Origin of the sequence: Streptomyces sp. AC512_CC834 (assembly GCF_019049325.1) — a bacterium.
GTDB lineage: Bacteria > Actinomycetota > Actinomycetes > Streptomycetales > Streptomycetaceae > Streptomyces.
Genome location: NZ_JAGMUO010000009.1, coordinates 1 through 24,115 on the forward strand (window position 1 = coordinate 1; position 24,115 = coordinate 24,115).

The window sequence follows — 24,115 nt, forward strand, 5'->3', positions numbered from 1 at the left end:
GGGTGGCCGGGAGCAGCACGGCGACGGGGGTGGTGTGGCGGCGCAGGACCTGGGGGTGGCCCTGGGCGGCTTCGTGGATGAGGTCGCCGAGCTTCTTGCGGGCGTCGGCAATCCCGTGGGCGGGCGCGTGCTCGAGGTCCCAGCCCAGGGTGGTGGCGGCGTCGGGGGTGGTCAGGAGGGCGTGGTCGGTGTCTTCGCGGATGAGGGGAGTGGGGGTGCCGTCGGCGGCGGCGCGGATCAGGTCGGGCAGCGCGGCGCGGGCCTGGTGGAGCGTGGCGGGGGTCTTGCCCGGGACGGCCTTGGTCTTGCCGGGCGGCAGGGCCGGGTGGGGTGGGGTGGCCGCAGGCTGGTCGGAGTCGGCGGCGGGCGCCGGCGTGGCGGGAGCCGGCGGCGGCTCCATGGCGCCAGGGGAGGGCGGGAGGGCGGCCCGGCTATGGGCGGGGCCGGTGTCGGCGGCCCGAGGGGCAGGCTGTTCCTGGGGCGTTGTGGGTGCGTCGGTGGCGGGGAGCGGTTCGGCGGCCTGGCCCGGAGCAGAGGGTGTGGCCGGGGCGCGCTTCTGCGCGGCCGAGGGCTGCTCGGCCGAGACCGGGACGGCGACGGGCAGCTGGGCCGAGGCGGCGCGCAGGTAGTCGTCGACGACCTGCTGCAGCAGTGTGTAGGCCTGCCCGGCGCGGTCGCTGGTGGGGCCGCCGAACGCGGCGCGGGGGGCAGTGAGCAGTACGTGCCAGTGGGCGCCGGTCGTGCGCATCTTCGCGGTGGCACTCAACGCCAGGCGCAGCGGGCGACCGGACTTCTCCGCCAGCCCCCCGCGCGGCGGGCTCACCAGGCGATGCGCGGGCACGGACAGGTTCTGACGCAATGCGAGCGGCACACTCCCCCAGACCGGGTCGTCGGCGGGCGGCAGCAGCAGGCCGGTGGCCGCCCCGGTCTTGGCAGCGAGTGGGGAACGCGAGGGAGACACGGGCAACTCCAGCAGAAGCAGGACGGGCGGGGCGGGGTCTGCGTCGAGGAGCAGACCAGCCGGGAGCAGCGGAGTACAGGCGCGCAGCAGTGGGCCATCCGCCACACGGGGTGTAACGCCTGGGTACGAGTCTAGCCCCTCGGTACATAACTAGGGCCAATTATGTAACGCGCGAGGATGGATGAGTCGGCGCGCCGCGACTGCGGTACGGAGACGGGGCGGTACGGGCGCAGCTGCGGCGGCGAGCAGTCGGCGGGACCAGCACACGGTACGGCTGCGGGCCGAGCCGGCAAGGCCAAGGCAGAGGCCGGTGAGACCTGCGGCGGGGGCTGGCAGACACTGATCCGCACCGATTCCGCCGGCGGCACCCGTGCCTTCCTCGACTGTAGACCGGACGTGACCATTGATCGCCTACCACACTCACCCTTCTGCATAGTGGGTCTCGTCCCTCCAAAGAGTGGCCTGCGGCCAACAGAAACGTTGCTGTGTACCAGCGTGGGAGTACGGTGCGCGGGTGACGATGCATCAGGCGACCCGTGAGCGGCTGGCCGAGGTCGGCAACAGCATCGCCGACGACTACATGACGTTGAAACTGCTGGCAGCCGGACTGGCACGGATCCTATGGGAGCGCCAGCGCGTCCGTGAGGGGGCCGAACCCACGACTGGTCTGCTCCCGCAAGCGTGGCGCGCCGGTGTGACCCGGTTGTGGTGGCGTGCGCTGGAGCAGGGAATCGAGCCCCCGGTCAGCGACATGGTGGTGTTCGCCTGGTGCCGTCGGCCGCTGGGAGGCTGGCCTGTGCGGCTGGATGTCTCTGACAGTGACGCAGAGAGCATGTTAATCGACGGCGAGGAGTTGTCCGCGTTCGCGGATGAGGCGGCGCGGCTAGCGCCGAAGTCGGACGCCGAGGCAGAGCTCACGGAGAACCGGGCGTTCGCGAGGCTGCAGGCCACGGCGGAGCTGCACGGGCGAACGGAGGAGGAGGTCCAGCAGGCCTATGTGTCGCTGCGGCTGTTCCTGATCGAGTCCCCCGTCGTGTCCGACCTCGAGCTGAACAAGCTCACCGGGCGGTTCAAGGAGGCTGATCGTCACGGTCGCCTGTATGTGCGGGACTTCTTCGATGCCGCCTACCAGTACCGCAAGACCGGCGGGACCGCTTTCTGCCGGGTCTGCAACGACTGCGGCAATCCCTTGCACGAGGGCGTTGACGTGTGCGGGACGCCCGGCTGTGGCGGGGTTCCGGTAATCAGGCGGCTCAAGGTGCTGGAGGGTTACTACGTGCAGCACCGCGGTGTGCGGGTCTGTATGCACGACCCGGGCTTGGTGGAGAAACGCCTGTTCGATGCGCTCGGAGATCTGCCGGAAGGCCGGGCGCGGCTGCACAGGTGGCCGGGCATGGATGCCTGCGACGTCGCCGTGGAGTTTCCGGATCCGGCCGCGTCAGATGATCCGGGCCGGTCCGAGTGGTGGGCCGGGGACGCAAAGGATTGCACGAGCGCGACGATGCTGGGGCGCTCGTTCACATGGAACCAGCGTATGCGGGCGCGGCATCGGTTCTTGATCCTGCCCTGGCACCGGTTCGAGCAGAAGCACTATGTTGACGACCTCAGGCGGGAGATGCAGGGCCGTAGCGACGGCGTTCGGGTCATTTCTGAGGGTGACTTCGTTTCGAAGGCCCGCGTCCGGGCTCTTGGCGGCACACCATGGTGAGGATGGGTTCGCAGTGGTACGCGGACCTGGTCACCGATATGCAGGAGACCGGTCTTGACGCGCGGTTGGGCGACCTGTCGCCGGCGGAGTTTTGCCAGCTCGAGCTGGGGCTGTTTTACCTGGAGCAGCATTTGGCCGGGCAGGCGGTCGGCGCACTGTGGACGGCGCTCAACCACTATGCGGACCTGGGGCCAGCTGGCCTGGAGGTCGCCCGGCGGGTGCGGCTGCGGATGGGTGACGCAGCGCGCGGCGGCCAGTGGCGCGAGCGGCTGAACGAGTATCACAAAGTCCCGGTCGAGCTGCGGATGTTCACCACAGTCGGCCCGCCCGGGCAGCGGGTCCTCGGCGGCACTCTGTTCGAGCGGTATCCCTCACCGCATCTTCCGCAGCGAGAGGGTGTGTACCGGGCTGCGCTCACCGACGCAGTGCCCTACGACGTCGACCCTGAACACCCACCGGTGCCGCCGGGCGCCGAGTGCTTCTTCAAACGGCGCGACGGGGCGATCGAGAGCCTGCGGATCCCGTCCTGGATCCCGGTCGCCTCACCGGCCACGCGGCTCGCTGCGCGCGCGAGCCGCGTCCGGGAGCCGTTCCCTGTCACCCGGGGCGATCTGGCGCAGGCCTTCAAGGAGATGGACCGAGCCCTGGAGTCGCACCCGGATATCAGTGACCGCAACTTCGAACAGCGCTTTCAGAACATGACGTTCTCGCGTGTCGACGAAGCGGCCGGGCGTCTCGTCGACGGCCTGGGTGTGTTCACCGTCGACGGGATCGCCCATGCGGTCGGGCTGATGAACGCGGGCAAGAGCACCTTGCTGGACGGGCTGGCGTTCATCGGTGTCCAGCGCGGACTGCGGGTGGGCTACGTGATGCCGTCGATCAGCGCCGCGCTGGCCAAGGTGCGGTTCCTGCGCGCACTGGGGATCCGCGCGGTCCCGCTCATCGGCCGTACCACCCGCGAACGCCACGTAGAGAGCTACTGGCGTGACGAGCTGTACGACGTGGACGCCGGAGAGGCTCTGCCCGGTGCGGAGTTGGATCCGGCGGCGGAGTTCACCACGTCGATGTGTCTGCTTGAGCCGCTGCGTACCGGTGCCGGGCGCGGGGACGCGCCGTTGCGGGAGGAGGACTTCCCCTGCCGCGGACGGCTGAAGCTGCCGAAGAAGCGGGAGCTGCACGACTGCCCGTTGACGCATGTGTGCCCGCAGCAGGCTGCGGCGCGCGCGGTCCCGGATGCGCAGGTGTGGGTGATGACATCCTCTGGTCTGGTGAGCAGCCGGATGGAGGGCTCTTCCTATCGGGCGCGGCAGATCGAGGCCATCCAGCACGAGCTGGGCCTGTTGCTGGTCGACGAGGCCGACAAGGTGATGGGCGATTTCGATCAGCGGTTCATGCTTCAGGAGCCACTGACTTTTCCCGGTGGGTGGAGCGCCCGCACGGCGATCGCCTGCCACGACAGTCTTGATGCCGCCTGGCATCAGCCGCTGACCCATCCTGATGTGCGTCGCTACCAGGGCTACATGCTGCGGCACTATCAGGCGCTGGCCGGCTTGTACCCCCTGCTGGTGACACCACCGGACAAGCAGAACAAGGCCAAGAACAAAGGCGGGAGCGGCAAGGGCCAGGGCGGGGAGGACCTGCTGTCGGAGATCGCGGCGGAGGGACCGTTCAGCGGTTTTTCGCTGCTGAGCCGGCTGGCCCGGTCCCTGCACGGGATCACCACCTTGAAGGAGAGGCCGGACCAGGCCAGGGAGGAGGAGGCTGCGGACCGGTTCTTCGATGAGTTCTTCGCGTCGTTGGCCCGGGACCCGTTCAAGGCTCCTCCCGGTCATTTGGACCGCCTGCTGACCGCGATGACGGCCGGCTACGACACCGAGTGGTCCGCTCAGGAAGCGGCTGAGGGATGGCTGCTCGAACACGCGCCGAAGGACGAAGAGGGGAACGTCAGCGACTGGGTTGAGCAGTTGCTGCCGCAGCTGGTACGGCTGCTCATGGCCGGCATCTGGGCGGCGCGGATCACCACGAGTTTTTTCGGCGCCAACTCGCTGCTGCCCGCGGTCCAAAAGCAGATGCCGATGGAGGCTGCTGACAGCTTTTTCAAGCACCAGCCGCCGCCCGACCTGCAAATGCTCGTGCCGGAGCAGGCCATGGGCAACATGCTGGCTCTGCAGTGGAAACCGAACCGGGACGGCACCAGCGGTTCGCTGGAGATCCTGTGGCTGCGCGGGGTGGGCCGCTGGCTGCTGTACCACCTGCACGACCTGCTGGGGTGCGAGGGGGTCGAGGGCCCCAACGTGGTGCTCACCTCTGCCACGAGCTGGATGCCCGGCTCGGCGCGCTACCACGTGGACATCACTCCGCAGTTGATCCTGCGCGAGCCCGAGGCGTGCGCGCAGGCGCTGCGCGAGAGCCGGATGCTGTTTCGGCCGCAGTACCGCCTCGGCGACCACAAGGGCATCTTCGTGTCCGGCGCCGGTGGCCGCCAGCAGCGTGAGGACGGGCTGCGCGCCGTCCTGGACGCGATCTGCAACCCCGCGCCCGGGGCTTCCAGGTCGCTGGTCGACCAGGTGCGTGATCGGCTTGATCCCGATCGTCAGCGGCTCGCGTTCGTCACACTCAGCGGCAAGGACGCGGCCGCGTGCGCAGTGCACATGAACCTCAAGACCCGCCTGGCGGCCCGTCACGTCACTCCCGACTCTGCCAACCCTGGCCGCTATGGGCTGGCCTACCGGCGGATCGGGCGGTTCGCCGCGACCGACGCCGACGTCATGCTTGCCCCGGAGGGATCGCTGCAGCGCGGCCACAACGTCCTCAACGGGCGAGGGGTGGCGGCCTTCGGTGCCTTGTTCTACCTCGCCAGGCTGCACCCGCCCGCCGACGACCTGTCGTTCCCCCTCGCCGTTCTCAACCAGTACGCGATGCAGCGGCTGCTGCACCCGATGGACGGGACGGTCCCTGGTGCGGACCTGAGCAAGCAGGCCAGACTGTTGCGTGCCGATGCCCGCGGTCTGTGGCTGACCTTGATGGGGCAGCCGCTGTTCTTCTCCCGCCTTGCCCGCCTCGACCTTCGGCGGGCATTCGTCAGCGACCTGATGGTGCAGCTGTACCAGACGCTCGGACGCACGATCCGCGGCAACGTGCCGACCCGGATCTACCTCCTCGACGCCGCGTTCGCGCCCCGGGCCGCGAACCTGCGTGAGACGGCGGAGGACACCGACCGCACCAGCGTGCTGGTCGCTGGCCGCCAGTTGATCAACCGCCTGCTCGATGCCCCGGAGCCCGGTGCGCCGCCTGAGCGGCGACTTGAGCACGAGATCGCGAGGGCGACCTGGGGCCTGTTGGACAACCTTTTCGAGACCATGGACTGGGGCCGATGACCGAGCGACCGAAGCGCCCGAAGATCTCCTTCAGCGGGATCCAGTTCCCGCTGTTCGCCGCGAAGCCGGACGGGTGGTGGCCGTGCGAGCTGCACAGCGCGGCATTCCCCGCCGGCCTGCTCCCCCGCTTGGAGCGGGCCTGGGCCTCCAATCCGAAGGCGCGCCGCAAGGACCGCCTGCCGACGTGGGCGCTCACGGAATTGCTGCTGGAGCTGGAGCCGCAGCTGCTGGCCGTTGCCACCGACCTGCGCGCCACCACCTGGCTGCGCGCCGTGCGCCCGCTGGCCGACGCCACCGTGGTGGCACTCGCGCTGGAAGCCTGGGTGTGCGGGCACGTCGCCCCCCACCAGACCGACGTCCCCTGGGGTGAGGTCATCGACAAGGCTCTGCAGCTGCAGTGGAAGCCAGTGCGGCCGGACCTGCTCGAACGCGGCGTACGGCCGAACGGCACCGCCGAGCCCAGCGAGGCCGCCTACAAGATGCTGGCGACCTTCCTTGCCGCCAGCTGGGTCGACGGGCGCCGCCGGCTGGGCGGCCGCGACACCGACCAGGGATCCTCGTGGATCATGGGCCCGGCCTCGCCCGACGGTGACCGGTCCGTGTTCCTGTGGCCTCCGACCCGCCTCTCGCGTGGCGGCGAGCAGGGCTACAGCACCCACTACCTGCGCTTCAACGTGGTGACACTCCCCCACGACGAACGGCTGCTGCTGCGGGTGGTCCCGCACGTCACGCGCATGGCCGCCACCCAGCCTGCCTACATCCCACGGCGCAGCCGGTACGAGCCCGCCACCGCCACCATGCTGCTGCACGCGCCGAGAGGCGTGCTGCGCGGCACCGAGCGGGACACGCTGTTGCGGGCCCCGGTCACCGTGACCGGCGTCAAGGACGACATGCGGTGGACGTGGAAACCCGGCCTGCCCCGGATCCTGTCGCGGCTGCCCAGCCCCGACCTGTTTCCCTTGCCCGATCAGGTCCGCAAGGAGCCGGCCCGTTTCGCCTCCCCGAGCGAGGCCGGAGACGGCCATGCGCCCACACCCCAGGCGTTCCTGCAGCACAGCACCGGCTACAACTACTTCAAAGACGACGAGGACAACGACGACGGGGCGCGGGAGACCGGCGGGCATCCTACCGGGACCGGTTTCCAGCCGATCGACCATCTGACTGTCTTCGAAGCCCTGGCCCCGGTCCTTGATGAGCACCATCTGGTGCCTGTCACCCCGGTGGCGGAGGTGAAGCCGCGCTCGCGGCGGCTGCCAAAGAAGCGCACCCGTGTGGGCGTCGAGTATCCGATCGAGCTGTGGCACGCGACGCCGCGCACCGCCGACGCCGTCCATGTCGTACTCACCCGGGTCCTGGGCCTGGAGCACGCCCCTGCCCACGACGGCGGCGCGGTAGGGGGCTGCTACCGCGGCGACGAGTTCAGTGTCAGGCTGCGCCTGGTCAAGCCCGGGCTGCTGCTGGCCGGCTGGCCCAAGGCCACCGACAGCGACCCCGACCAGCGCCGCCGGGTCCGCCAGGCCGCGCTCGATGAACGCGCCCGGCTCTGGCAGGACGAGTTCCCTCCCGCAGACCGGCCGGTCGGCTGCCTCATCGAGCTGGAGGGCCCGGGCTGCTACAAGGCCGCCAGGCTGGAGGACCCGAAGAAGCCGCTGAAGAACGCCCTGCCGCCGCGTTGCAACCGACTGGTCCAGATCATCAAACCCGTCAACCGCGACCCCAACCCGGACGCGAAGACCGCCGGCCTGCACCCTTTCGAGAACACCGAGGTACGCAAGCAGGACATCGAGCGCGTCACCGCTGCCCTGCGGGACCTGCTGAGGCAACTGGGCCACCTCCCCACGCTCCCGCCGCTGTTCGGCACCGCACCACTGGAAGTAGCCGCGCTGTGGCTGGCCCACGCAGGCCCTCACTTCGTTCCGATGCTGCTGCGGATGCGTACCGACGGCACCGCGACCGGTCAGCTGATCCCCAGCCAGAGCCATCCGGTCGAGCCGGAGATCCCCCTCGAACAGCTTCCCGCGGCGCTGGCCGAGGGCCGCGGAAAAGTGAAGCGGACCGACCAGGAAGCACTTGCCCGCTTCCTGCGCGGCGCGCTCGCGGAAGACGACACCCACGACCGGCTCTTCATCGCCCGCGCCGCGACGTTGCGGAACAAGGGACTCTGGCCCTGGCTGGCCAACCAGCACATCACCCCCGACGCACTCGTATGGCCAGGAATCTCACTCACCGACCCTGCAGTGGTGCCTGTCCACCGCACGCCGGCGAGCCTGCCGGGGCTGCGCATTGTGCGGATCAACGACACCAATGACGAACTGCCCTACGGCTTCGGTATCGGCCCGGCCCCGGAAGTGGCTGAGTCTGTCACCGGCACCGAGGATGTTGGCGACAGGCCGGACCAGGCCGAGCCCCATCCAGGAGCGGCCCAGAACCAAGGCACAGCGGACGACGGCGCAAGCCCTGCCGTCGAGGGTGACGCCGCAAAGACGGAGCTGGTACCGGTGCTGCCCGAACTGCCCTACGGATGGGGACGAATCTCCGGTGTCGCGCGGTGGAACGACCGCGGCTATCTGGCCATCAACCCCCGCCCCAGCACCAGCCAGCTACCCAAGGGCGTGAGCAAGCTGTCCGGCCCGGAAAACGATAGCAAGAACGGACAAAACCCCACCTCGCTGCACATCCACGCCTCCTTCCTCCAGGACGGCGACGATCCGGACCAGCTTGCGCTGTACGTGCAGACACTGCGCCGGTTTCACACGCACACCGACAAAGCGACCCGGCTGCCGATGATCCTGCATTTGGGCAAACTCATGGAGGAATACATCCCCTGAATCACGTCGACGTCCGCGGGCTCCAGGACGCCGCGCGCGTAGGAGCCGAAGACCAGGATCTCGTCGACGAGGTCCAGCGGCCAGCCTCCCTCTTCCAGCCGGTCGAGCATGTCGTTGAGAAGCGAGGTGGCGCGTGCGCGCTTCACGAGGGACCTCCGCTGTGCGGATCGGGGTGATTCGGACATGGCGGGGCGGGGCCCGCCGCGGTGTGCAGGCCGCGGAGAGCCTGCGGCGTTCAGCGTGGGGGGGGCGCGACTGTGTCGGTGGCGGGTTCGGTGTCCGGGGTGGTGAAACAAGATCCGCGGACTCTACGAAACTCGGGGCAGCTCATGATGGAGCCGCTTCGGTTTTCGGCCGCGCTCGGCAGCATCACGCCCCCGGATCTTGGTGAGCAGGTGACGCTAGATGACCAAGCCGCTGCAGGCCAGGCCCGCATGGTGCAGCGCTCGCACGGGGCCGGGCAATCAGGGCTACGACCTGGCGTGGGGAACACCGCTCTTGGCGAGCACGGCCTCGATGCGGCCGATGTGCTTCTCGTGGATGGCGCAGATCAGCAGCTGCTGCGCTCGAGAACCTGCAACGTAGAGGACGCGTCGGGCCTCGGTGTTGTGGTCGCTTTCCCAGTCGTCGACAACGTTCCGCTCCGTGGCGTTGTCGGTGCGCAGCCTGTCGGGGACGACGAGTACCACTCCTGGGTACTGGCGGCCCTTGACTCCGTGCACGGTGGAGAAGCGCATGAGCGGTTCGGTGCCGGTGGAGGTGGTGCGGGTCCACGTTGCTTCGTTCGGAGCTTTGAAGAGTCTACCCAGGTCTGTGGTGTTGGGTGGACAAATGTCCGCCCAGTCTGCGTCTCTCAGGTAGGTGCGGACTTCCGCTGCGAAGGTGTTTCTGGTTCTGTCGGCCGCGTTGAGGCCCAGTGCCATGCGTACGGCGAAGGCTTCGAGCCAGCGCGGTTCGACGCCTGCCAGTTCGCAACAGGCGTCGAAGTCTTCGTGTCCCGTTTTCGCTCTCTGGTTGGCGGTGAGGGCATCGAGCACCGCGCGCTGTACCTGGTCGATGGCCTTGCGGCGGGTCCGAGGGTCCGTCGTTCGTGATCTGAGGATTTGGCCTGCCGATGCGATGCGTGCCACCCGGTTGGGGTTGGTGTTGTCGATGCCGGGCACTCCTGCGGCTTTCATGCCGTGCGTCTCGGCGTGTGACAGCAGGATGAGGTCGTCGGCGGTGAGTTTGTTGCGCTCTGCGATGCCGAGAGCGGTGGGCACGATTTCGTTGAGGGTCTTGTATTCGACCAGGTGCACGGGGGTGGGATTCCAGGCGTTTTCGCCGCGGGCCAGCTCGGTGAGTTGCCCGGACCGCAGCGAGGTGTTGAACGCGCAGATGGCAGGTGTGCTGCGCCAGTTGTCCCTGAGCTGGATAGGGACGCCGGGAAGGCTGTCGGCGAAGGCTCGTACACCCTCGGGGGTCGCGCTGCGGAACTCGTAGATCGATTGGTCCGTGTCCCCCACCATGATGACGCGGGTACCTTGCTGCCGCAGGAACTCAAGGATGCGCAGTTCCTCGCGCCCGCAGTCCTGCGCTTCATCAACGATCACCTCGGCGAAGCGGGAGCGCAGCAGCGGGGCGAGGATCTGATGTCCGTCTGCCTCCTGCAGCCAGTACTCGGCCAGGCAGCGGGCGGCCACGCAGCTGATGGTGCCGGCGCTGACGAGGCGGCCGAAGATGTGGGAGGCGTGGGCTTCCGCTTCGAATCTTCTCGCCAGGAGTTCTGCAAGGACTGTTGGACTGCCGAAGTCGCGTGGGATGCGGCCTTCTACCAGACGTGCGCGGCCCACCGGGTCGAAGTCGAACCACTCGAGATGCAGATTCTTGGCCCGGCCGATCTGGCCGAGGCGGAAGCTCGCACTGGATATGTCACGCCAGCGCTGCACGTAGTTGGGCTTCTGTTTGAACGCTTTGACGTACAGAGGAGTGACGATGAAGCGGTGGATGAAGGTGTCGAAGGTTCCCACGAAGTGGGGGGTTTCGAGGGCTTGTGTGCGCGGCCCGCATCGTTGGCGTACTTCTTCTACCGCTGCGTTGGTGAAGGACAGCAGCGCAATGCCCTGGCGGTCCTCCTCGGCCGTTCGTTTGAGGAACCGGGCAACCATGGCACGGGTCTTGCCGGCGCCCGGGCAGGCCGCCGCGAACAGACTTTCTTCCGCATCGACCAGGGCCTTCTGGTCGGTGGTCAGGACAAGTTCGCTCACTGGGCACCGCCCTGCTGGTCGGACAGCACGCCGTGCACGGCGTCGGTGAGGTACTGCGGTGCCTCGAAGGCTGCCCCGTCCTGGATGGCCAGGGCGACGTCGTGGGCGAACTCGCCTTTGCTGATGAACTTGGAGTGCTTGCACAGTTTTTGGTAGAAGCCGAAGGAGCGGCCCTTGGGGTGGGTGAGGATGTCGTCCCAGTGCTGTTGCGACTGCGGGTGCTGTTTGAGGTAGGCGGACCGGAGGGTCGGTTCGTTGGCCGTCGGAGCAAGGAGATCGGCCTCAAGGGTGTGGGGTGCCTCCGCGACGATGAGGTGGTCGGCCGCACCGATGGAGGCGGCGTGTTCGTCCAGCAGCTCCTTGCGGTTGCTGACCTTGGTGCGGTCGTCGCTCTCGTCTTCATCACCGCCCTCGTCCGCCGTGGCTTCGGGTTCTTCGGCGGTGGGCGTCTGGTCCTGCTGGCCGTCCTTGCTCTTCTTCTTTTTGGGGAGTTCGGGGTCGGGGTCCCGGTCTGTGATGACTGTCAGTCGGTCCAGCAGCCGGCAGCCGTTGACCTCTGAGAGCAGCAGGGTGATGTAGGGGGCGAAGTCGACACTGCCGACGTTGATGATGGTGACACCGTGGAAGTCCCGGCGCTGCTTGGCCTGGTCGTCGCCGTTGAACAGGCAGTGCCGAGCGATGACCGGCAGCAGGACGGCTTCCGCGATGCCTTCGACCAGGACGACGCGGCGGGCGAAGAGCAGGCTGGCGCGGGTGGCGTCCAGGTACTGGTTGATCTTCCGTCGCTCGTTGTCGGCCAGGGCCAGCTGGGCCAGGGGAAGTGACTGGGTCCTGCGGCGCAGAACCTCGGTGTCACGCCCCTTGTCGTCCTGGTCGATCTCTTGTTCGGCGCGGGTACGCAGCGCAACGACGTTCTCGATGCCGACGCTGCTGGCAAGGTTCGGGGAGTGCGTGCTGGCGATGACCTGGATCCGTCCGGCCGGTCCCTGCAGGTCGTCCCGGGGTGAGGCCTCGGCCTGTTCGCGCAGATAGTCCAGGAGCACGGCCTGCAGCTGCGGGTGGAGGTGGGCTTCGGGCTCTTCGACGAGGAACAGCGTCAGTTCTGCAGATTGGGCCTTGCGCAGTTCGAGGATGACGGTCGCGATGAACAGGAGGTTGGCGTAGCCCAGGCCCGATTCGGCGAGGCCTGCGGGTTCGATCCCGGACTCGGCCATCTTCACGCGCAGGCTGCGGGCCAGGCGGTGCAGTTGGTATTCGGCGAAGGTGACCTGGACGCTCTGGCCCCGAACCGAGTCGGTCAGCTTGCCGAGATGGGTTTGGATCGCGTCGGTCGTGGTGGTGAGGACATCATGGTTGGTGAGTTCTTTGAGCGAGTCGTTGGCCGTCGAGCGGAACTTCTCCTGGTCGTCCTCCGTCGTGAGGTACTGGATGATGCGCAGCAGTCGGCTGCCGTCGGAGGAGTCGAGCTCCCTTTGCGCGTCGCGCAGCGGGGCCAGGTAGACGTGTGTGATCTGCTCCCGCTTGGCCGACTCGGCGTCGGGGCCGCCCACCGGCCCTGCCGTCACGCTGGCCCGCATCTGCTGACGGACGGGGTCCTTCTGGTAGGTGGTGGTATAACTGGCCTGGTGCGTGCTGACATCGAGAGCAGTGATGTAGTGCGCCCGCTGAGTGTCGGTCAGTCCGTCGTAAGTGGCTGTGAACTCGGCCTCAGCCCCCTCCCGGCCGCGGGACAGGTCGGAGTCTTCGAACCAGCGGGTGCCCCGACGGTTCAAGGGCGTGGTGGCCAGTCGCAGCGATTCGATGACGTTGGACTTCCCGGAGTTGTTCTCGCCGACAAGCAGTGTGATGCCCGGTTGGAAGTCGACCTTCAGGTTGTAGCAGGACCGGAAGTTCTTGATGCTCAGGCGGCTCAGGTACATCCCGCCCGGCGTCTGGTCATGCCTCTGGCGCACTGGCGCACTCCCCTGTTGCTCGGTGTCTTCTCCCCCACATGAGCGGCGTGGGCCCCACGAGGCCCGTCCGCCACCCAACCCGAACCTTTACACAATCTCCACGCGCCAAGTGAGTGAACGCGCAAACAGCGGGATGCGCCAAGGCTCACGCCGTCATGGCGCAGGCGAATGCGCCCCGGGTCTAGGTAGGGACGCCCCGGCCGGCCGAGCTCCGCTTCTTGTAACCGTGATCCATGGCTGTCAGTCCTGTCCGGCACACTGCCCCGCATGCTGGGTCGAGAAGAAGCCGCTACCGCGCGGCAGCGAGTGATACAGGCGTACGCACAACTGCCGCACGCGGTACCGGACGTTACTGTCGATGACTTACGGCAAGCCAACCAACTGGCTTGGGCGGAACTAGAGGCGGCAGGCGCGCCCCTGAATGCGCCCGGCGAGCGGATCTATGCTCTCGGTTTCGTGGGACCTGGGCCAGACCTGAAGGTCGGGCTCACCAGCTCGCGTCTGGGGCAGACCGGTAGATCTGGCGTCACTGCGCGCATCAAGTCCTTGGAGCGGGTCAGCATGGCTCACTGCACAGTCATGGTGCGGGCCTGGATATCGAGGCCCGTAGCCAACGCCCGCAACTGGGAGTCCAGATCCCTCAAAGCACTGGAGGAGCTTGAGGAATCTACGGCGATAGGCGAGTACTTCCGTGGCGTCGACTTCGACTTGGCCTTGAAGATCATCCACAGCGTCCGCAAGGACTCCATAACCTCAGTCAGGCGAGCAGGTAGGTGAACGCCAGCGCCTACTGACAGGATTACAGACCGAGGCATACACGCATCCATGCACGTCAGGAGCCACCTGCCATACGGGTCTGCACGGGAATGGCAACGACTTTCGTCACTCCTGTCACAGGAAGTCGGCAGAGGAGGTCAGCGTCTTTTCCCAGTTCAGGCCAGGTTCCCAACGGACATCACAGTGACGATCTACGACTGACACCTTCATGCAGCCCTGCAGCATAAGATCCCGGCCTTCTATGGCCTGGACTCGGCGCTGGCCACCGCGATCACCGCGCTGCGCGAGCACGGTGCACCACAGGCGTACACCGCGCTCCAAGGGCAAGTCGCCGGGCTCGGTCCGGCCTTCTTCACCAAGTTCCTCTACTTCACCGGTATCACCGTGGCGCCCGCCCGCCCGCCCGCCCGCAGGCCGCGGCCGATCATCCTCGATCACGAGCTGTCCAGGCATCTGCAGCAACTGGCCGCTGCCGTCGGCCGGGAGAGCAGCCACGATGTGGACGGCTCGATCGCTGCCTGGGTGTGGTCGGACGGGAACTTGTCGCCCCACCGCTACTGGGTCTACCTCTCCTTCATGCAGGCCGCCGCCGACCAGCTGGCCGCAGGCGACATCTGGCCAGCCAGTGCAGCCCCCGACCTGCTCGAATGCGCGTTGTTCACCACCAGATGGGAGACATCCGGCTAGACGGGAGCGGGCGGCTCTGCTCGCGTGCTCGGTCAGTGGGCCTGAGCGCTTGATGCCCCGCCTGGCGCAGGGGCAGTTGGATGGTCCGGATCAGGGCATGGCGTAGCAGTAGTCACCGGCGACCGGTTCCTCACCGCCTACGCCGACCCCCTGTCCCCCTCCTGACACCGTCCCCGGCCCCGGAGGGCCCCGGGCCCCGTCTCGTCTTCTGGCGGGCCCGTCCCGGTTTCGGAGGCGGCAGGTGCGGCCGCTCCTTCAACAACCCGGCGGGCAGCCGGCCTGGCGGCTGCTGGCGCGGCGGCGCCCCTGGCCAGAAGTGCCGTCTGGATGGTGAGTTCGACGTGCTGGGCAGGGTGTGGTGTCAGTGGGGGTTCGTAGGGTGGGCGTGTGGTGAGAGTTCCGTGGGAGAGGCTGGCCGAGAATCCCAGGCTGTCGGAGTCCTTGGTGACCTTGCTGGTGATGCGGCTGCGGGAGCGGGCACAGCCGGTCGACGGGACGGGCGGTGACGGCGGCCGGGATCTGTTCGAGTACACCGACGACGACAAGCTGGTCGTGTACGAGGCGAAGTCGTTCACCGGCCGCATGACGCCCGGCCGCCGCCGGCAGGTACGAGAGTCTCTGGTGTCTGCGGCCCGTCACCAGCCGGATCACTGGGATCTGCTCGTACCGATCGATCCGAACCCTGCCGAGCAGGCCTGGTTCGACGGCCTGCGCGGCGAGTTCGAATTCGTGCGGCACTGGCGGGGGCGCAGCTGGCTGGACGAGAAGTGCGCGGCTCATCCCGATCTGGTGCGCTACGCGTTGCAGGAGTCGGCCGACTACATCCTGGAGCGGATCGCCGAGGCGCGTGCCGAGCGCGACGTGCTGCACGGCGGGATCAGCGACTACCTCGAGCGGGCCCGCGCGCTGCACGGGAGAGTCCAGGAGATCTCCCCGCACTATGCGGTGCAGACCCTTCTGGATGCCGACGGCCGCACGGTCGTGCACCTGTCGCCCCGCGGGCCCGACCCGGACGGGCAGGGTGCGATCCGGCTCACCGGCCCGGTCCGTTTCGCTGGGGACGACCCGCAGGAGGCCCGCCGAAGGGAGCGGTTCGAGGAGGTCATGCGCTTCGGCGGAGAGGTGGAGCTGAGCGCGGACAATCTGGCCGAGGCCACGCTGTCGGGTCCCGCAGGGCTGGGGCTGGAGCGCGTCACGGTGGGTGGTGTGCGCATCTCCTCGGTCCGGCAGGAGGTGACACCGCCCCTGCAGGGGCAGGTCGCGGTCCAGCTGTCTTCGGGTGTTCCGCTCGCTTCCCTGCCCGTGCGCTTCACGCAGCGGGTGAGCGGCTCGGACGGCGGCATCCTGTACGGCAGCGACATGACCGGGGTGATGCGCGTGCGGCTGCGCTACAGCCATGGCGACCGCTCCGCCCAGCTGAAGTTCACCTTCCAACCGCCTGAGGTGGCGATGCCGCTGATGCTGGTGCCCGCGCTCAAACTGCTCAGCCAGGCCACGGCCGGCCATTTCATGGAGTTGGCCTTCGCCGGCGAGCCGGCCGGCCGGGTGCGGGCGCCGGTCAGCACCGGGATGACTCCCGCGGGCTGGGAGTCGGGTGAGGCACAGCTGTGGGCCGACGCCTTCGACGACCTGAGCCGGCTGCAGAGCAGGACGGGTCGCTTCTTCCCGGTCCCAGACAACTTCACCCAACGCGATGCGCGTGAGGTCAAGGACATGCTCGCTCTTCTCGACGGGGAGGAGACCGTGCTGCGGGGCGGCACCGTGTCGGTGGGCGTCGACAGCGCTGAGGCCCTCGACAAACTGGGCGACATCCGCGCCGGGATGTTCCGCGTCACCGCCGGCTATCTGGGCCTGCTCTTCACCCTCGGCGAGCAGCAGTTCGACCTCGGGCCCTGTACCGAGATCTACACGATGGACAAGATCCTCAACATGAAGGAGGCGCGGCGGGACCTCGCCGCGCACGGGCACGCGACCGTGACGATGCGCGTCGCCAAGCGCTTCCCGCCCGTGCGCTATCTCGGGCCTCTGCGCGACGACGGCGTCGAAGGGTGACAGGCGGGAGCGCCGCGCCGGATCCCACGGGCACGATCAGAACGTGGGCCCGGCGGTTCGGCAGTCGTGCGGGACGCGGCCATGGCGGGCAAGCCCTCCTACCGAGTCCCTGCAGACGACGGTGGCGCGGGAGGCAGAGGAGACGAGCGCGGGAAACGGACTCTGGCGGCCGTGCTGCTGGCGGACGACGATGTCCTGCAGGATCACGACGGGGGTGGGCGTGGAGCTGGCGGCGTTCTTCAGCAGCGGCGACGGATGGGCGCAGCCCTGGGTGCTCGACATCGAACTGGTCGAATCCTTGCGCTTCGGTCCGCCGGCCGGGCACACCGACCTGGAGGTGGCGATCGCTCTGACCCGGCTGCTGCACCACGACTTCGTCTCCTACGGCACCGACGGCCAGAGCCGGCATCTGGACGACGAGAACGTGCCCCTGATCATCAAGGCGCACCGCGCCGTCCTGGAGCGCCTGGCCCTGGAGCCGCCCGCCTGGCCGTTTCGTACCTTCGACGGACCGCGCGGGTTCGGCACCTACTGGCGCGCCAACGATATGAGCGGCAGCTGGAAGGCGCGGCGGGACTGCATCGAGCAGATCCTCGGCCCCACGCGGGACGCGCTGGAGGACCTGGAGGAGCTGGAGTACGAACGGCGTTTCACCAAGGGGCCGTCGGGCAGCTTCAAGAACCTGATCTTCGCCGCCGACGGAGTCAAGCCGGAAATCGTGCTGCGGGACGCGGTGAACAACGAGGTCGAGATCGTCCACTCCGACAGCTGCCTGGTGTTCACCGACCCCCTGCCCCCGCACGGGCTCACCTGGCGGCAGATGGTCGCCTGGTGGCAGAAGAACCACCAGCCGGGCGCCGACGAGAAGACGGCCGCCGACGGCCTGTACCGGCGTCTGTACCGATCGCTGGACTCGAAGCCCGAGCAACTCCTCATGATCACCTACTGCGCCCGGTACGCCGAGAAAGGCGGCTTCGACCTGCCCGCACTGATCCCCCAGGTCTACCTCCACTACGACCCCTACACCCGCAAGAGCGGCAAGCAGTCCGGCGCGCTGTACCGGCAGCGGATGGACTTCCTGCTCCTGGCCCCGGACCGCTCCCGCATCGTCATCGAGGTCGACGGAGTACAGCACTACGGCCGGCCCAACCCGCCCGACAAGCAAGGGCGCATCACGCATACCGCGGTGCCGCGGCTGTACGCGGAGATGGTCGCCGAGGACCGCCGGCTCAGACTCGCCGGATACGAGATCTACCGCTTCGGCGGCTGGGAGCTGAAGGAACCGGGCGGCAGGCAGCTCTTGGAGTCCTTCTTCACCAGCCTCCTCGCACGGCACCAGAAGCCAGCGTTGTAATGCGGGAACGACGCAGCGAAGCTGCCCTTCGAGAGGGGCGTGTACGGTCGCCAAGGTGAACCCAGATGCAGCCTCCGATCCGCGTCGACTCGGCGTGCCCAAGGAAGTCGTGGACGAGGGCGCGCGTACGCTGCGCCATGCCGCTCAGTCCCTCGACGCCTTCGTCGGGAGTCTCACCGAGGGCACCGCGGTCGAGGGGATGTCGCCCGCCGATGCCGGCTGGGTCAGTTCCTCACATCACCGGCACCGCACGGCACGTTCACGGTTGTGGGCGTGGGCGGGCTGGAGCACTCAGCTCACCCTCGGGAACATCTTCGATCACGTCCAGGCAATCGAGCGGACGCTGGTGGGCGAGCCCGTGGCCATTTGGTCGCTCGTCTCGCTCTCCCGCGTCGTGCAAGAGGGCGCCATCCGCGTGTGCCACCTCTACGAGCCCGGTCTCAGCCCCGAGCAGCGTGCGGTGCGCATTGCGGCCGCGTGGCTCAACGGGGCGCGGCAGCATCAGGTCGCGGCCAAGGATGTCGGCGTGCAGGCGGTCCCGGAGGCGGAGAAGATCTGGCAGGTGGCCGAGCGGACCGTCCATCGCGCCGGAATGAGCATCGGCCTGGACAACCGGGGTCATCCGAGCTCGGCCGTGCTGGGGCCGGTGCAGGCGCCGTTCAAGGTGGACCTCACCAGCATTGCCGCGAAGCGGCCCACACATCTTCCTGCCTGGTACCGCATATCCTCCGCGGCCTCCCACAGCACCGTGTGGATGGTCGCCCAGGCCTTCTCCTCCGACGAGGACGACCAGCCGGTCATGCGAGCCGACCCGGAGATCGTCACCGCGGCGGTGCTGGCCGTTCTGGGAGCGTTCGAGGACTTGGTGCAGACGCTGGGCGACTACTACGGCAAGGACCCCCACCAAGCGCTGCTGACCGTCCAACGGCGCACCGTGGCGGTCCTCGACCGTCAGCGGACGTGGCGCCAGCAAGCGCAGAACGATGCACGCCTCCTGCTCGGCGAGAGCGGCACCTGATCCAGCCCACGCAGGGGCGAGCAGCCGGGTCGGGCCACTGCCGCCCAAGAGCAGGGGCCCGACTCCGGACCACGCCGCCCCCTGGCCGCAGGGCGCTCAGGGGGCGTACATCTCGCGTGCCGACCCGCACTGAACGCACATGCTGCCCGGACAGGGCGTGGGGGCCAGGTCGGCCTTCCGAGTGCTGCCGTCCACACACGTTTCCTCTACTCAAAGTAGAGGAGCGCGGTAGAGTCGGGGTATGGCAGCAGACGAGACGAGCATCAAGGTGGGCACGGCCGCGCGGGACCGGCTCGCCCAGCTGGCCGCCGAGCATGGCACCACCATCCGCAACCTGGTCGAGGACCTCGCGCAGAGCACGCCGACGCAGGCGGAGTACGCGGAACGCGCCGAGCTGGCCCGCGCCGAGCTGGCCTCAGCCCTCGGCAGCGCACCGAGCCCGGAAGCCGAGGCGAAGGCCCGAACCCTGCTGGAGCGCCTCGGCGGCACCGCACACGGTCCCCGGGCAGCCGCGTAGTGGCGCCGATCGCGGTCGTCCTTGACCACACGACCGCAGGAGCGCTGTACGACCCGAAGGACCCGTTCAACGAGGCGGTCGCCGCGTTCTACGTCCAGGCCTCCGGAGGACTCGGAGACCTGTACGCGCCGGTGCTGTCCCTGACAGCCGGCGATCCCGAGCGGCCCGGGCTGCTCGGCTACATCAAGGGGCTGCGGTTCATCCGGATCGAGGCGTTCGACACCGACGCCGCGGTTACCGCCACCGAACTGCTGCGCTTCGGACACTCCTGGGCCGCCGTCCACGCCATCCACGCCGCCCGCCCCTCCGCCGCCCACCCCGCCGGCCGGTACCTGCTCACTTTGACGCCGAAGGCGTACGCGGGCACCGGCGTCCAAGCCGTCCACCCCGACCAGTAGCCCGCCCGCCGCCCCGCGGTCACGCAACGGGTCAGTCCGTGCGGAACGCGGTCACCGGGCACGACGGTCGGCCGGCTCGTCGTAGCTGTCCCACCAGTGGGCACCTTGCCATCGTGTGCAGTGCACACCGTCTTCGTCCTCGAGAACGAAATCACCTACCTCTCACTGCCACCAGTTGCCGACGCCATCGCCATCCTCGGCTCCGGGTACGCCGCGGCCCTGCTGCGTCACCTCCCCTGGCTGGACAACGTCGCCCTCTACTACTGGGGCGACATCGACACCCACGGCTTCGCCACCCTCGACCAGGTCCGGGGACGCTTCCCGCACACCACGTCAATCCTCATGGACCGCACCACCCTCCTCGCCCACGAGGCCCACTGGAGCCAGGAGAAGACACAGGCGCACGGCAGCCTGACACGCCTCACCCCCGAGGAAGCACACCTCGACCAGGACCTGCGGAACGCCACCTACGGGCCACACCTGCGCCTAGAGCAGGAACGCATCGCTTTCGCCACCGTGCGAGAAATTCTGATGCGGCAGCAGGGGTGACAGCGCAGGCTCTGGACACTGGTCAGCCACTGGAGGCCGCACATCGGGCCATTGCCGGGATACGACGGTAGCTCCGGCGCCGGCACCTGGACGGCGAGCGAACGCCAAGAGCCTCGACAGCATCGGGGCGACCATCGCGGTCACAGCCGACGTCGATCACGAGCAGCCCGGTCGAACGCATGAGCGTCGTCGATCTCTTCCATAGCCGCCACGACACACCCCGGTTGCGGCAGCTCTCTGGAAGGACTGGATTCACTCACGCGAGAGCGGGATATGCAAATTTGCGCGAATGTATCGGTAAGGGCAGGGCGCACCATGTCCGCAAACGTTGTGGCGGCAGAGCGCGCCCCGGCGTACGTCAGGGAGGCAAGACGGCCCACTCGCCTGGGTCAGTCGCATTTATGCAGCACAACGAGGGGTTGTCATTCACGGTCGAGACCGATCAAGGATGGGCTGAAGGCGACGATGTTCGACGCCTTTGCAGGCCACAGACCGCAATTGCTCACCGCAAGGAGATTCGAACTTTGCGCGATGAACGGTTTATATGGCGCCGCTTGTGACGGAGGGACTACCGTCCGTTGACGCGAGGGAACCCCGGGCAGGCTCGCTACCGACTCCGGGGCCCCTCCTCAACGAGACCAAGGAAGGCAGGTAACCACCTATGCTTGTCCCGTACTTCGCCGCTGCCGCAACCAGGGCGGCAACTCGCGACGACGCTAGCATTCCGCGTCGCTCCCAGCCTGAAACCCGTGGCATGAGTGTCTGGACTGTCACGGTGCAGGCGAGCGCGTTCCTGGCAGTGGCCGTGCTCCCCGTGCTCCTGATCCGAGACCAGTGGACGGGACCTGCCACCACAGCGCTGGTGGCCGGCCTCTCGGTGATGATGCGCCAGTCGCAACTCCGCTACCAGCGAATTCGACTGATCTGAGCCGTGCTTGATCGTGGTGGCGCGCTGCACAGCGCGCCACCCGCGGTCCCGGCGGTTGCCGCCGGGACGGACACGGGAAGAGTCCATTCCTCTTCAGCTTGCGCAGAACTCCGCGCGCACGGAAGAGAAACGGTCACAGCACGTGGGAGGAAAGGATGGCGGGTTCGAGTCCCCGCTATGGCATCTGCCGCTACTGCCAGGAGCGGTTCGCTCAGACGATCGGTCCGGGCCGCAAGCGGGAGTACTGCAGCGTCGGCTGCCGCAGCAAGGCACAGCGCGACCGGTCCGGCAAGACAGGCCAGCACAAGGCGCCCACGGCGCTCCCCTTGGGCCGGCGCATCGCAGAGGACCTGCAGGCGTTGTCGGCCGCGCTCCTCGAGGCCGAGTACGACGGGCGGCCTCTTCAGGAGCTCCTGCGTTGTGCCAGCAGCGTGGCCCGGGAAGTGGACTACTACACGGCGGCCGCCGTTCAGGACGCGCGGTCCCAGGGCTCGAGTTGGGAGCAGGTGGCCGAGGCGGCGCAGTTGAGTGTGACCACGGCCCGTACTCGGTGGCCGGAGAACCGGGTGCGGGAACGCCTGAGAAGGCGGGCTGCCGAGCGTGCCGAGGTGCAGGAGCCTCTTGCCCCGATGATGGAGGGCGTGAACGCCGCGGCAGACGGCCAGCTGTCCAAGGTGGCCGAGCGGGCGTCGGCGAAGCTGGCCTCGGCGCTGTCGCATCTCCACCGATCCAGTGGTTTGACGATCAGGGACGTGGGCGAGCGGACGTCCTTGTCTCCCTCGTATGTCTCGCGCATCCTTTCCGGAGAGCGAACCCCGGCCTGGGGCGTGGTGGGTGCGCTGACCGAGCTGTTCGGAGGCGACCCGGCAGAGCTGAGCGTGCTGTTCGAGAGTGCACACGGGAAGGTGCCGCCGGCGCAGTACGCGATCACTGATGCGGTGGATCGGCTGCACGCCGCACTGCGCGGTCTGCACCTGGCGGCAGGTCGTCCCCGTGTCGGCGTGGTCCGCAGCGCTTCCCACGGTGCGCTGAGTGTCCAGGAGATCGAGGACATCCTCGAGGGCGTCTTGGTTCCGGGCTGGGAGCAGACGTCGGCGCTGGTGACCGCGCTGGGCGGCTGGCCCGCCGACGTGCGGCCGCTGTGGCAGGCGGTCCACTACACCTTCCTGCTCTGCATGGATCCGCCCAAGGATCCGCAGTCGCAGTCTGCCGACCCGTCCGAATCCGCCTGATGCCCTGTGTGCTGCAGGAAGTGGGATGCCATGTTCATGCGTTTGCGTCGGACGGACCGGCTGGTGCAGGAAGGCGGCGCGGTGGTGACCACTGCGCCGTCTATCGAGCTGGTTCTGCCGCTGGAGTACACCGCCTTCTGTCTCCTGCATCAGGAGCGGTACCTGCACTACACGCGGGAGCGGGTCCGGGACCCGTTGGTGAGCCAGCAGGTGGTCAGGGCGCTCCTGGGCAATCTTGCCACGATCTGGCCGACGGTCATCAGCAGTCCGCGGCCTGCTGCGGTGGCGTGGCGGCTGCTGGATGCCCTGATCTCCTCCGTGCTGCGTAGCGGTGATGCAGGTGTCACGGGGCCGGATCCGGTGCACCAGGTGCTGCCGCCGGCGCAGGCAGATGCGGTCGTGCTGCGTTGCCGGATGCATTTGAGTGAGGCGCAGGCGGCGGAACTGATGGGGGTCGAGCCGCCGGTTGTCGCTACCCGGTTACGGATGGCTCAGCGGGCTCTGCCCGGGAAGCTGACGGCCTCCGCCGCGGCCGCGCATCCGCCGGCCGGTCGCGTGCGCCGGTGAGAGGGTTCCGGAAGGGATCCTGCAGCGCGCTTCGACCCGCGCGTGCTGATTCGGCGAAGAACTACCCGCGGTGAAAGCGGCCTCCTTACCATGGGTACCCGCAGCACGCAGCGTGCTGCGGGTACCAACACGGGGCGGGGTGCCACCTTGGAGCGCGGGCAGACGCCGCGGCTGGATGTAATCGACTCCAAATCACCGAACCTTGCCCGGATGACCAACTACCTGTTGGGCGGCAAGGACCACTACGGCGCCGACCGTGAGGCGTGCGAGCGGCTGACGCAGATCGTTCCCGAAGCACCTCGGGTGGCTCAGGCTGCGCATCGGTTCCTCTTGAGGGCGACCAGTCATCTGGCCCGTGATCACCAGGTGCGCCAGTACGTGGTTTTCGGCGCCGGACTGCCGACCTCTGTGGGAGTGCACCACGTTGCTCGGCGCATCCAGGCGGGTGCGCGCACCGTTTATGCCGATCATGATCCGCTGGCGCTGGTCCATGGCCGCGCTTTGTGGGAGGACCGGTACACGCTGGTCATGCGGGCTGCTCCGGCTGAATCACTTGCTCTACTGAATAGTGCTGCGGTGCGCGAGATGATCGACTTTTCGTCGCCGGTGGCCGTGCTTCTTGTCTCAGGACTGCACAACGTTCCCGAAGACGCTGGTCCTTCGACCGTGCTGCAGCAGGCAGCGAGAATACTGGCATCGGGAAGTTTCATCGCAGCAAGCCATCTCGTGAGTGAGGATGCCGAGGTGCGTCGGAAGGCTGGTGCATTGCTGCGGGAAGCGGCTGCGGGCCGGTGGGGACGCGTGCGCCCGCGGGCGGACGTCGACGCATTCTTCGGCGGCTTGCAGCAGATGGCTCCGGGGCTGGTGGATGTGCACCAGTGGCGGCCGGGCCGTGACCGTGCTGCGGGTGGCGGCAGTCTGAGGTGGGCCGAGCGCGGAGCGGTGGCCGTGGTGCGCTGAGGTG

At 68.2% G+C, this 24,115-nt stretch carries 19 protein-coding genes; 15 read left to right on the plus strand and 4 right to left on the minus strand.

All coding sequences use genetic code 11. The features are described 5' to 3' along the window. Window positions 1-1,066 (minus strand): type II toxin-antitoxin system prevent-host-death family antitoxin (locus tag KUM40_RS01420; RefSeq protein WP_217161945.1); only part of this gene is annotated, 1,066 nt, incomplete at its 3' end. 415 nt (window positions 1,067-1,481) lie between these two features. Here KUM40_RS01420 and KUM40_RS01425 point away from each other — a divergent pair. Genes KUM40_RS01425 through KUM40_RS01435 form a run of 3 tightly spaced genes read left to right on the plus strand, consistent with a single transcriptional unit; the run spans window position 1,482 to window position 8,874 of the window. After that, complete coding sequence (locus KUM40_RS01425) at window positions 1,482-2,669, plus strand: hypothetical protein (protein ID WP_254394387.1); 1,188 nt, start codon at window positions 1,482-1,484, stop codon at window positions 2,667-2,669. Window positions 2,670-2,671: 2 nt separating this feature from the next. Further along, complete coding sequence (locus KUM40_RS01430; protein ID WP_217161949.1) at window positions 2,672-6,046, plus strand: hypothetical protein; 3,375 nt, start codon at window positions 2,672-2,674, stop codon at window positions 6,044-6,046. Beyond that, a complete protein-coding gene (locus KUM40_RS01435) occupies window positions 6,043-8,874 on the plus strand; it encodes an RNaseH domain-containing protein (protein WP_217161951.1) in 2,832 nt (943 codons plus the stop codon). The genes KUM40_RS01430 and KUM40_RS01435 overlap by 4 nt, the downstream gene beginning before the upstream one ends. On the opposite strand, the gene KUM40_RS01440 is transcribed toward KUM40_RS01435, so the two are convergent. From KUM40_RS01440 to KUM40_RS01450, 3 genes are all read right to left on the minus strand, one after another. Beyond that, the gene (locus tag KUM40_RS01440) at window positions 8,796-9,020 is read right to left on the minus strand and encodes a nucleotidyltransferase domain-containing protein (protein ID WP_217161952.1); all 225 of its coding nucleotides are present in this window, start codon (window positions 9,018-9,020) and stop codon (window positions 8,796-8,798) included. The genes KUM40_RS01435 and KUM40_RS01440 overlap by 79 nt on opposite strands. A gap of 324 nt (window positions 9,021-9,344) precedes the next feature. Continuing rightward, window positions 9,345-11,120 (minus strand): ATP-dependent helicase, encoded by a 1,776-nt coding sequence (locus KUM40_RS01445; RefSeq protein WP_217161954.1) that lies wholly within the window; start codon window positions 11,118-11,120, stop codon window positions 9,345-9,347. Next, window positions 11,117-13,072: an ATP-dependent endonuclease gene (locus tag KUM40_RS01450; protein WP_217161956.1), complete on the minus strand. Its 1,956-nt coding sequence runs from the start codon at window positions 13,070-13,072 to the stop codon at window positions 11,117-11,119. Before KUM40_RS01450 ends, KUM40_RS01445 begins: the two co-directional genes overlap by 4 nt. 267 nt (window positions 13,073-13,339) lie before the next feature. On the opposite strand from KUM40_RS01450, the gene KUM40_RS01455 reads away from it, so the two are divergent. The 12 genes from KUM40_RS01455 (at window position 13,340) to KUM40_RS01510 (ending at window position 24,111) form a co-directional block, all read left to right on the plus strand. After that, complete coding sequence (locus tag KUM40_RS01455) at window positions 13,340-13,849, plus strand: hypothetical protein (protein WP_217161958.1); 510 nt, start codon at window positions 13,340-13,342, stop codon at window positions 13,847-13,849. A 246-nt stretch (window positions 13,850-14,095) separates the two neighbouring features. Next, window positions 14,096-14,536: a hypothetical protein gene (locus KUM40_RS01460; RefSeq protein ID WP_374227331.1), complete on the plus strand. Its 441-nt coding sequence runs from the start codon at window positions 14,096-14,098 to the stop codon at window positions 14,534-14,536. Between the two features lie 444 nt (window positions 14,537-14,980). After that, window positions 14,981-16,588 (plus strand): hypothetical protein, encoded by a 1,608-nt coding sequence (locus KUM40_RS01465; RefSeq protein ID WP_308401035.1) that lies wholly within the window; start codon window positions 14,981-14,983, stop codon window positions 16,586-16,588. 190 nt (window positions 16,589-16,778) lie between these two features. Next, complete coding sequence (locus KUM40_RS01470; protein ID WP_254394379.1) at window positions 16,779-17,942, plus strand: hypothetical protein; 1,164 nt, start codon at window positions 16,779-16,781, stop codon at window positions 17,940-17,942. Window positions 17,943-18,036: 94 nt separating this feature from the next. Then, window positions 18,037-18,960 (plus strand): hypothetical protein, encoded by a 924-nt coding sequence (locus KUM40_RS01475; RefSeq protein WP_217161964.1) that lies wholly within the window; start codon window positions 18,037-18,039, stop codon window positions 18,958-18,960. A 241-nt stretch (window positions 18,961-19,201) separates the two neighbouring features. Continuing rightward, window positions 19,202-19,477 (plus strand): hypothetical protein, encoded by a 276-nt coding sequence (locus KUM40_RS01480; protein ID WP_217161966.1) that lies wholly within the window; start codon window positions 19,202-19,204, stop codon window positions 19,475-19,477. After that, window positions 19,477-19,875, plus strand: coding sequence for a hypothetical protein (locus tag KUM40_RS01485; protein WP_217161968.1), 399 nt, complete (start codon window positions 19,477-19,479; stop codon window positions 19,873-19,875). The genes KUM40_RS01480 and KUM40_RS01485 overlap by 1 nt, the downstream gene beginning before the upstream one ends. A 120-nt stretch (window positions 19,876-19,995) precedes the next feature. Then, the gene (locus KUM40_RS01490) at window positions 19,996-20,424 is read left to right on the plus strand and encodes a DUF2220 domain-containing protein (RefSeq protein WP_308401036.1); all 429 of its coding nucleotides are present in this window, start codon (window positions 19,996-19,998) and stop codon (window positions 20,422-20,424) included. Window positions 20,425-21,178: 754 nt separating this feature from the next. Then, window positions 21,179-21,352: a hypothetical protein gene (locus KUM40_RS01495; protein WP_217161969.1), complete on the plus strand. Its 174-nt coding sequence runs from the start codon at window positions 21,179-21,181 to the stop codon at window positions 21,350-21,352. 155 nt (window positions 21,353-21,507) lie between these two features. Continuing rightward, complete coding sequence (locus tag KUM40_RS40955; protein WP_254394381.1) at window positions 21,508-22,584, plus strand: helix-turn-helix domain-containing protein; 1,077 nt, start codon at window positions 21,508-21,510, stop codon at window positions 22,582-22,584. A gap of 30 nt (window positions 22,585-22,614) precedes the next feature. Further along, on the plus strand, window positions 22,615-23,151 hold the full coding sequence (locus KUM40_RS01505) for a sigma-70 region 4 domain-containing protein (RefSeq protein WP_217161971.1): 537 nt from the start codon (window positions 22,615-22,617) through the stop codon (window positions 23,149-23,151). Between the two features lie 90 nt (window positions 23,152-23,241). Beyond that, window positions 23,242-24,111, plus strand: coding sequence for an SAM-dependent methyltransferase (locus tag KUM40_RS01510; protein WP_302180779.1), 870 nt, complete (start codon window positions 23,242-23,244; stop codon window positions 24,109-24,111). The last annotated feature ends 4 nt before the right edge of the window (window positions 24,112-24,115 follow it).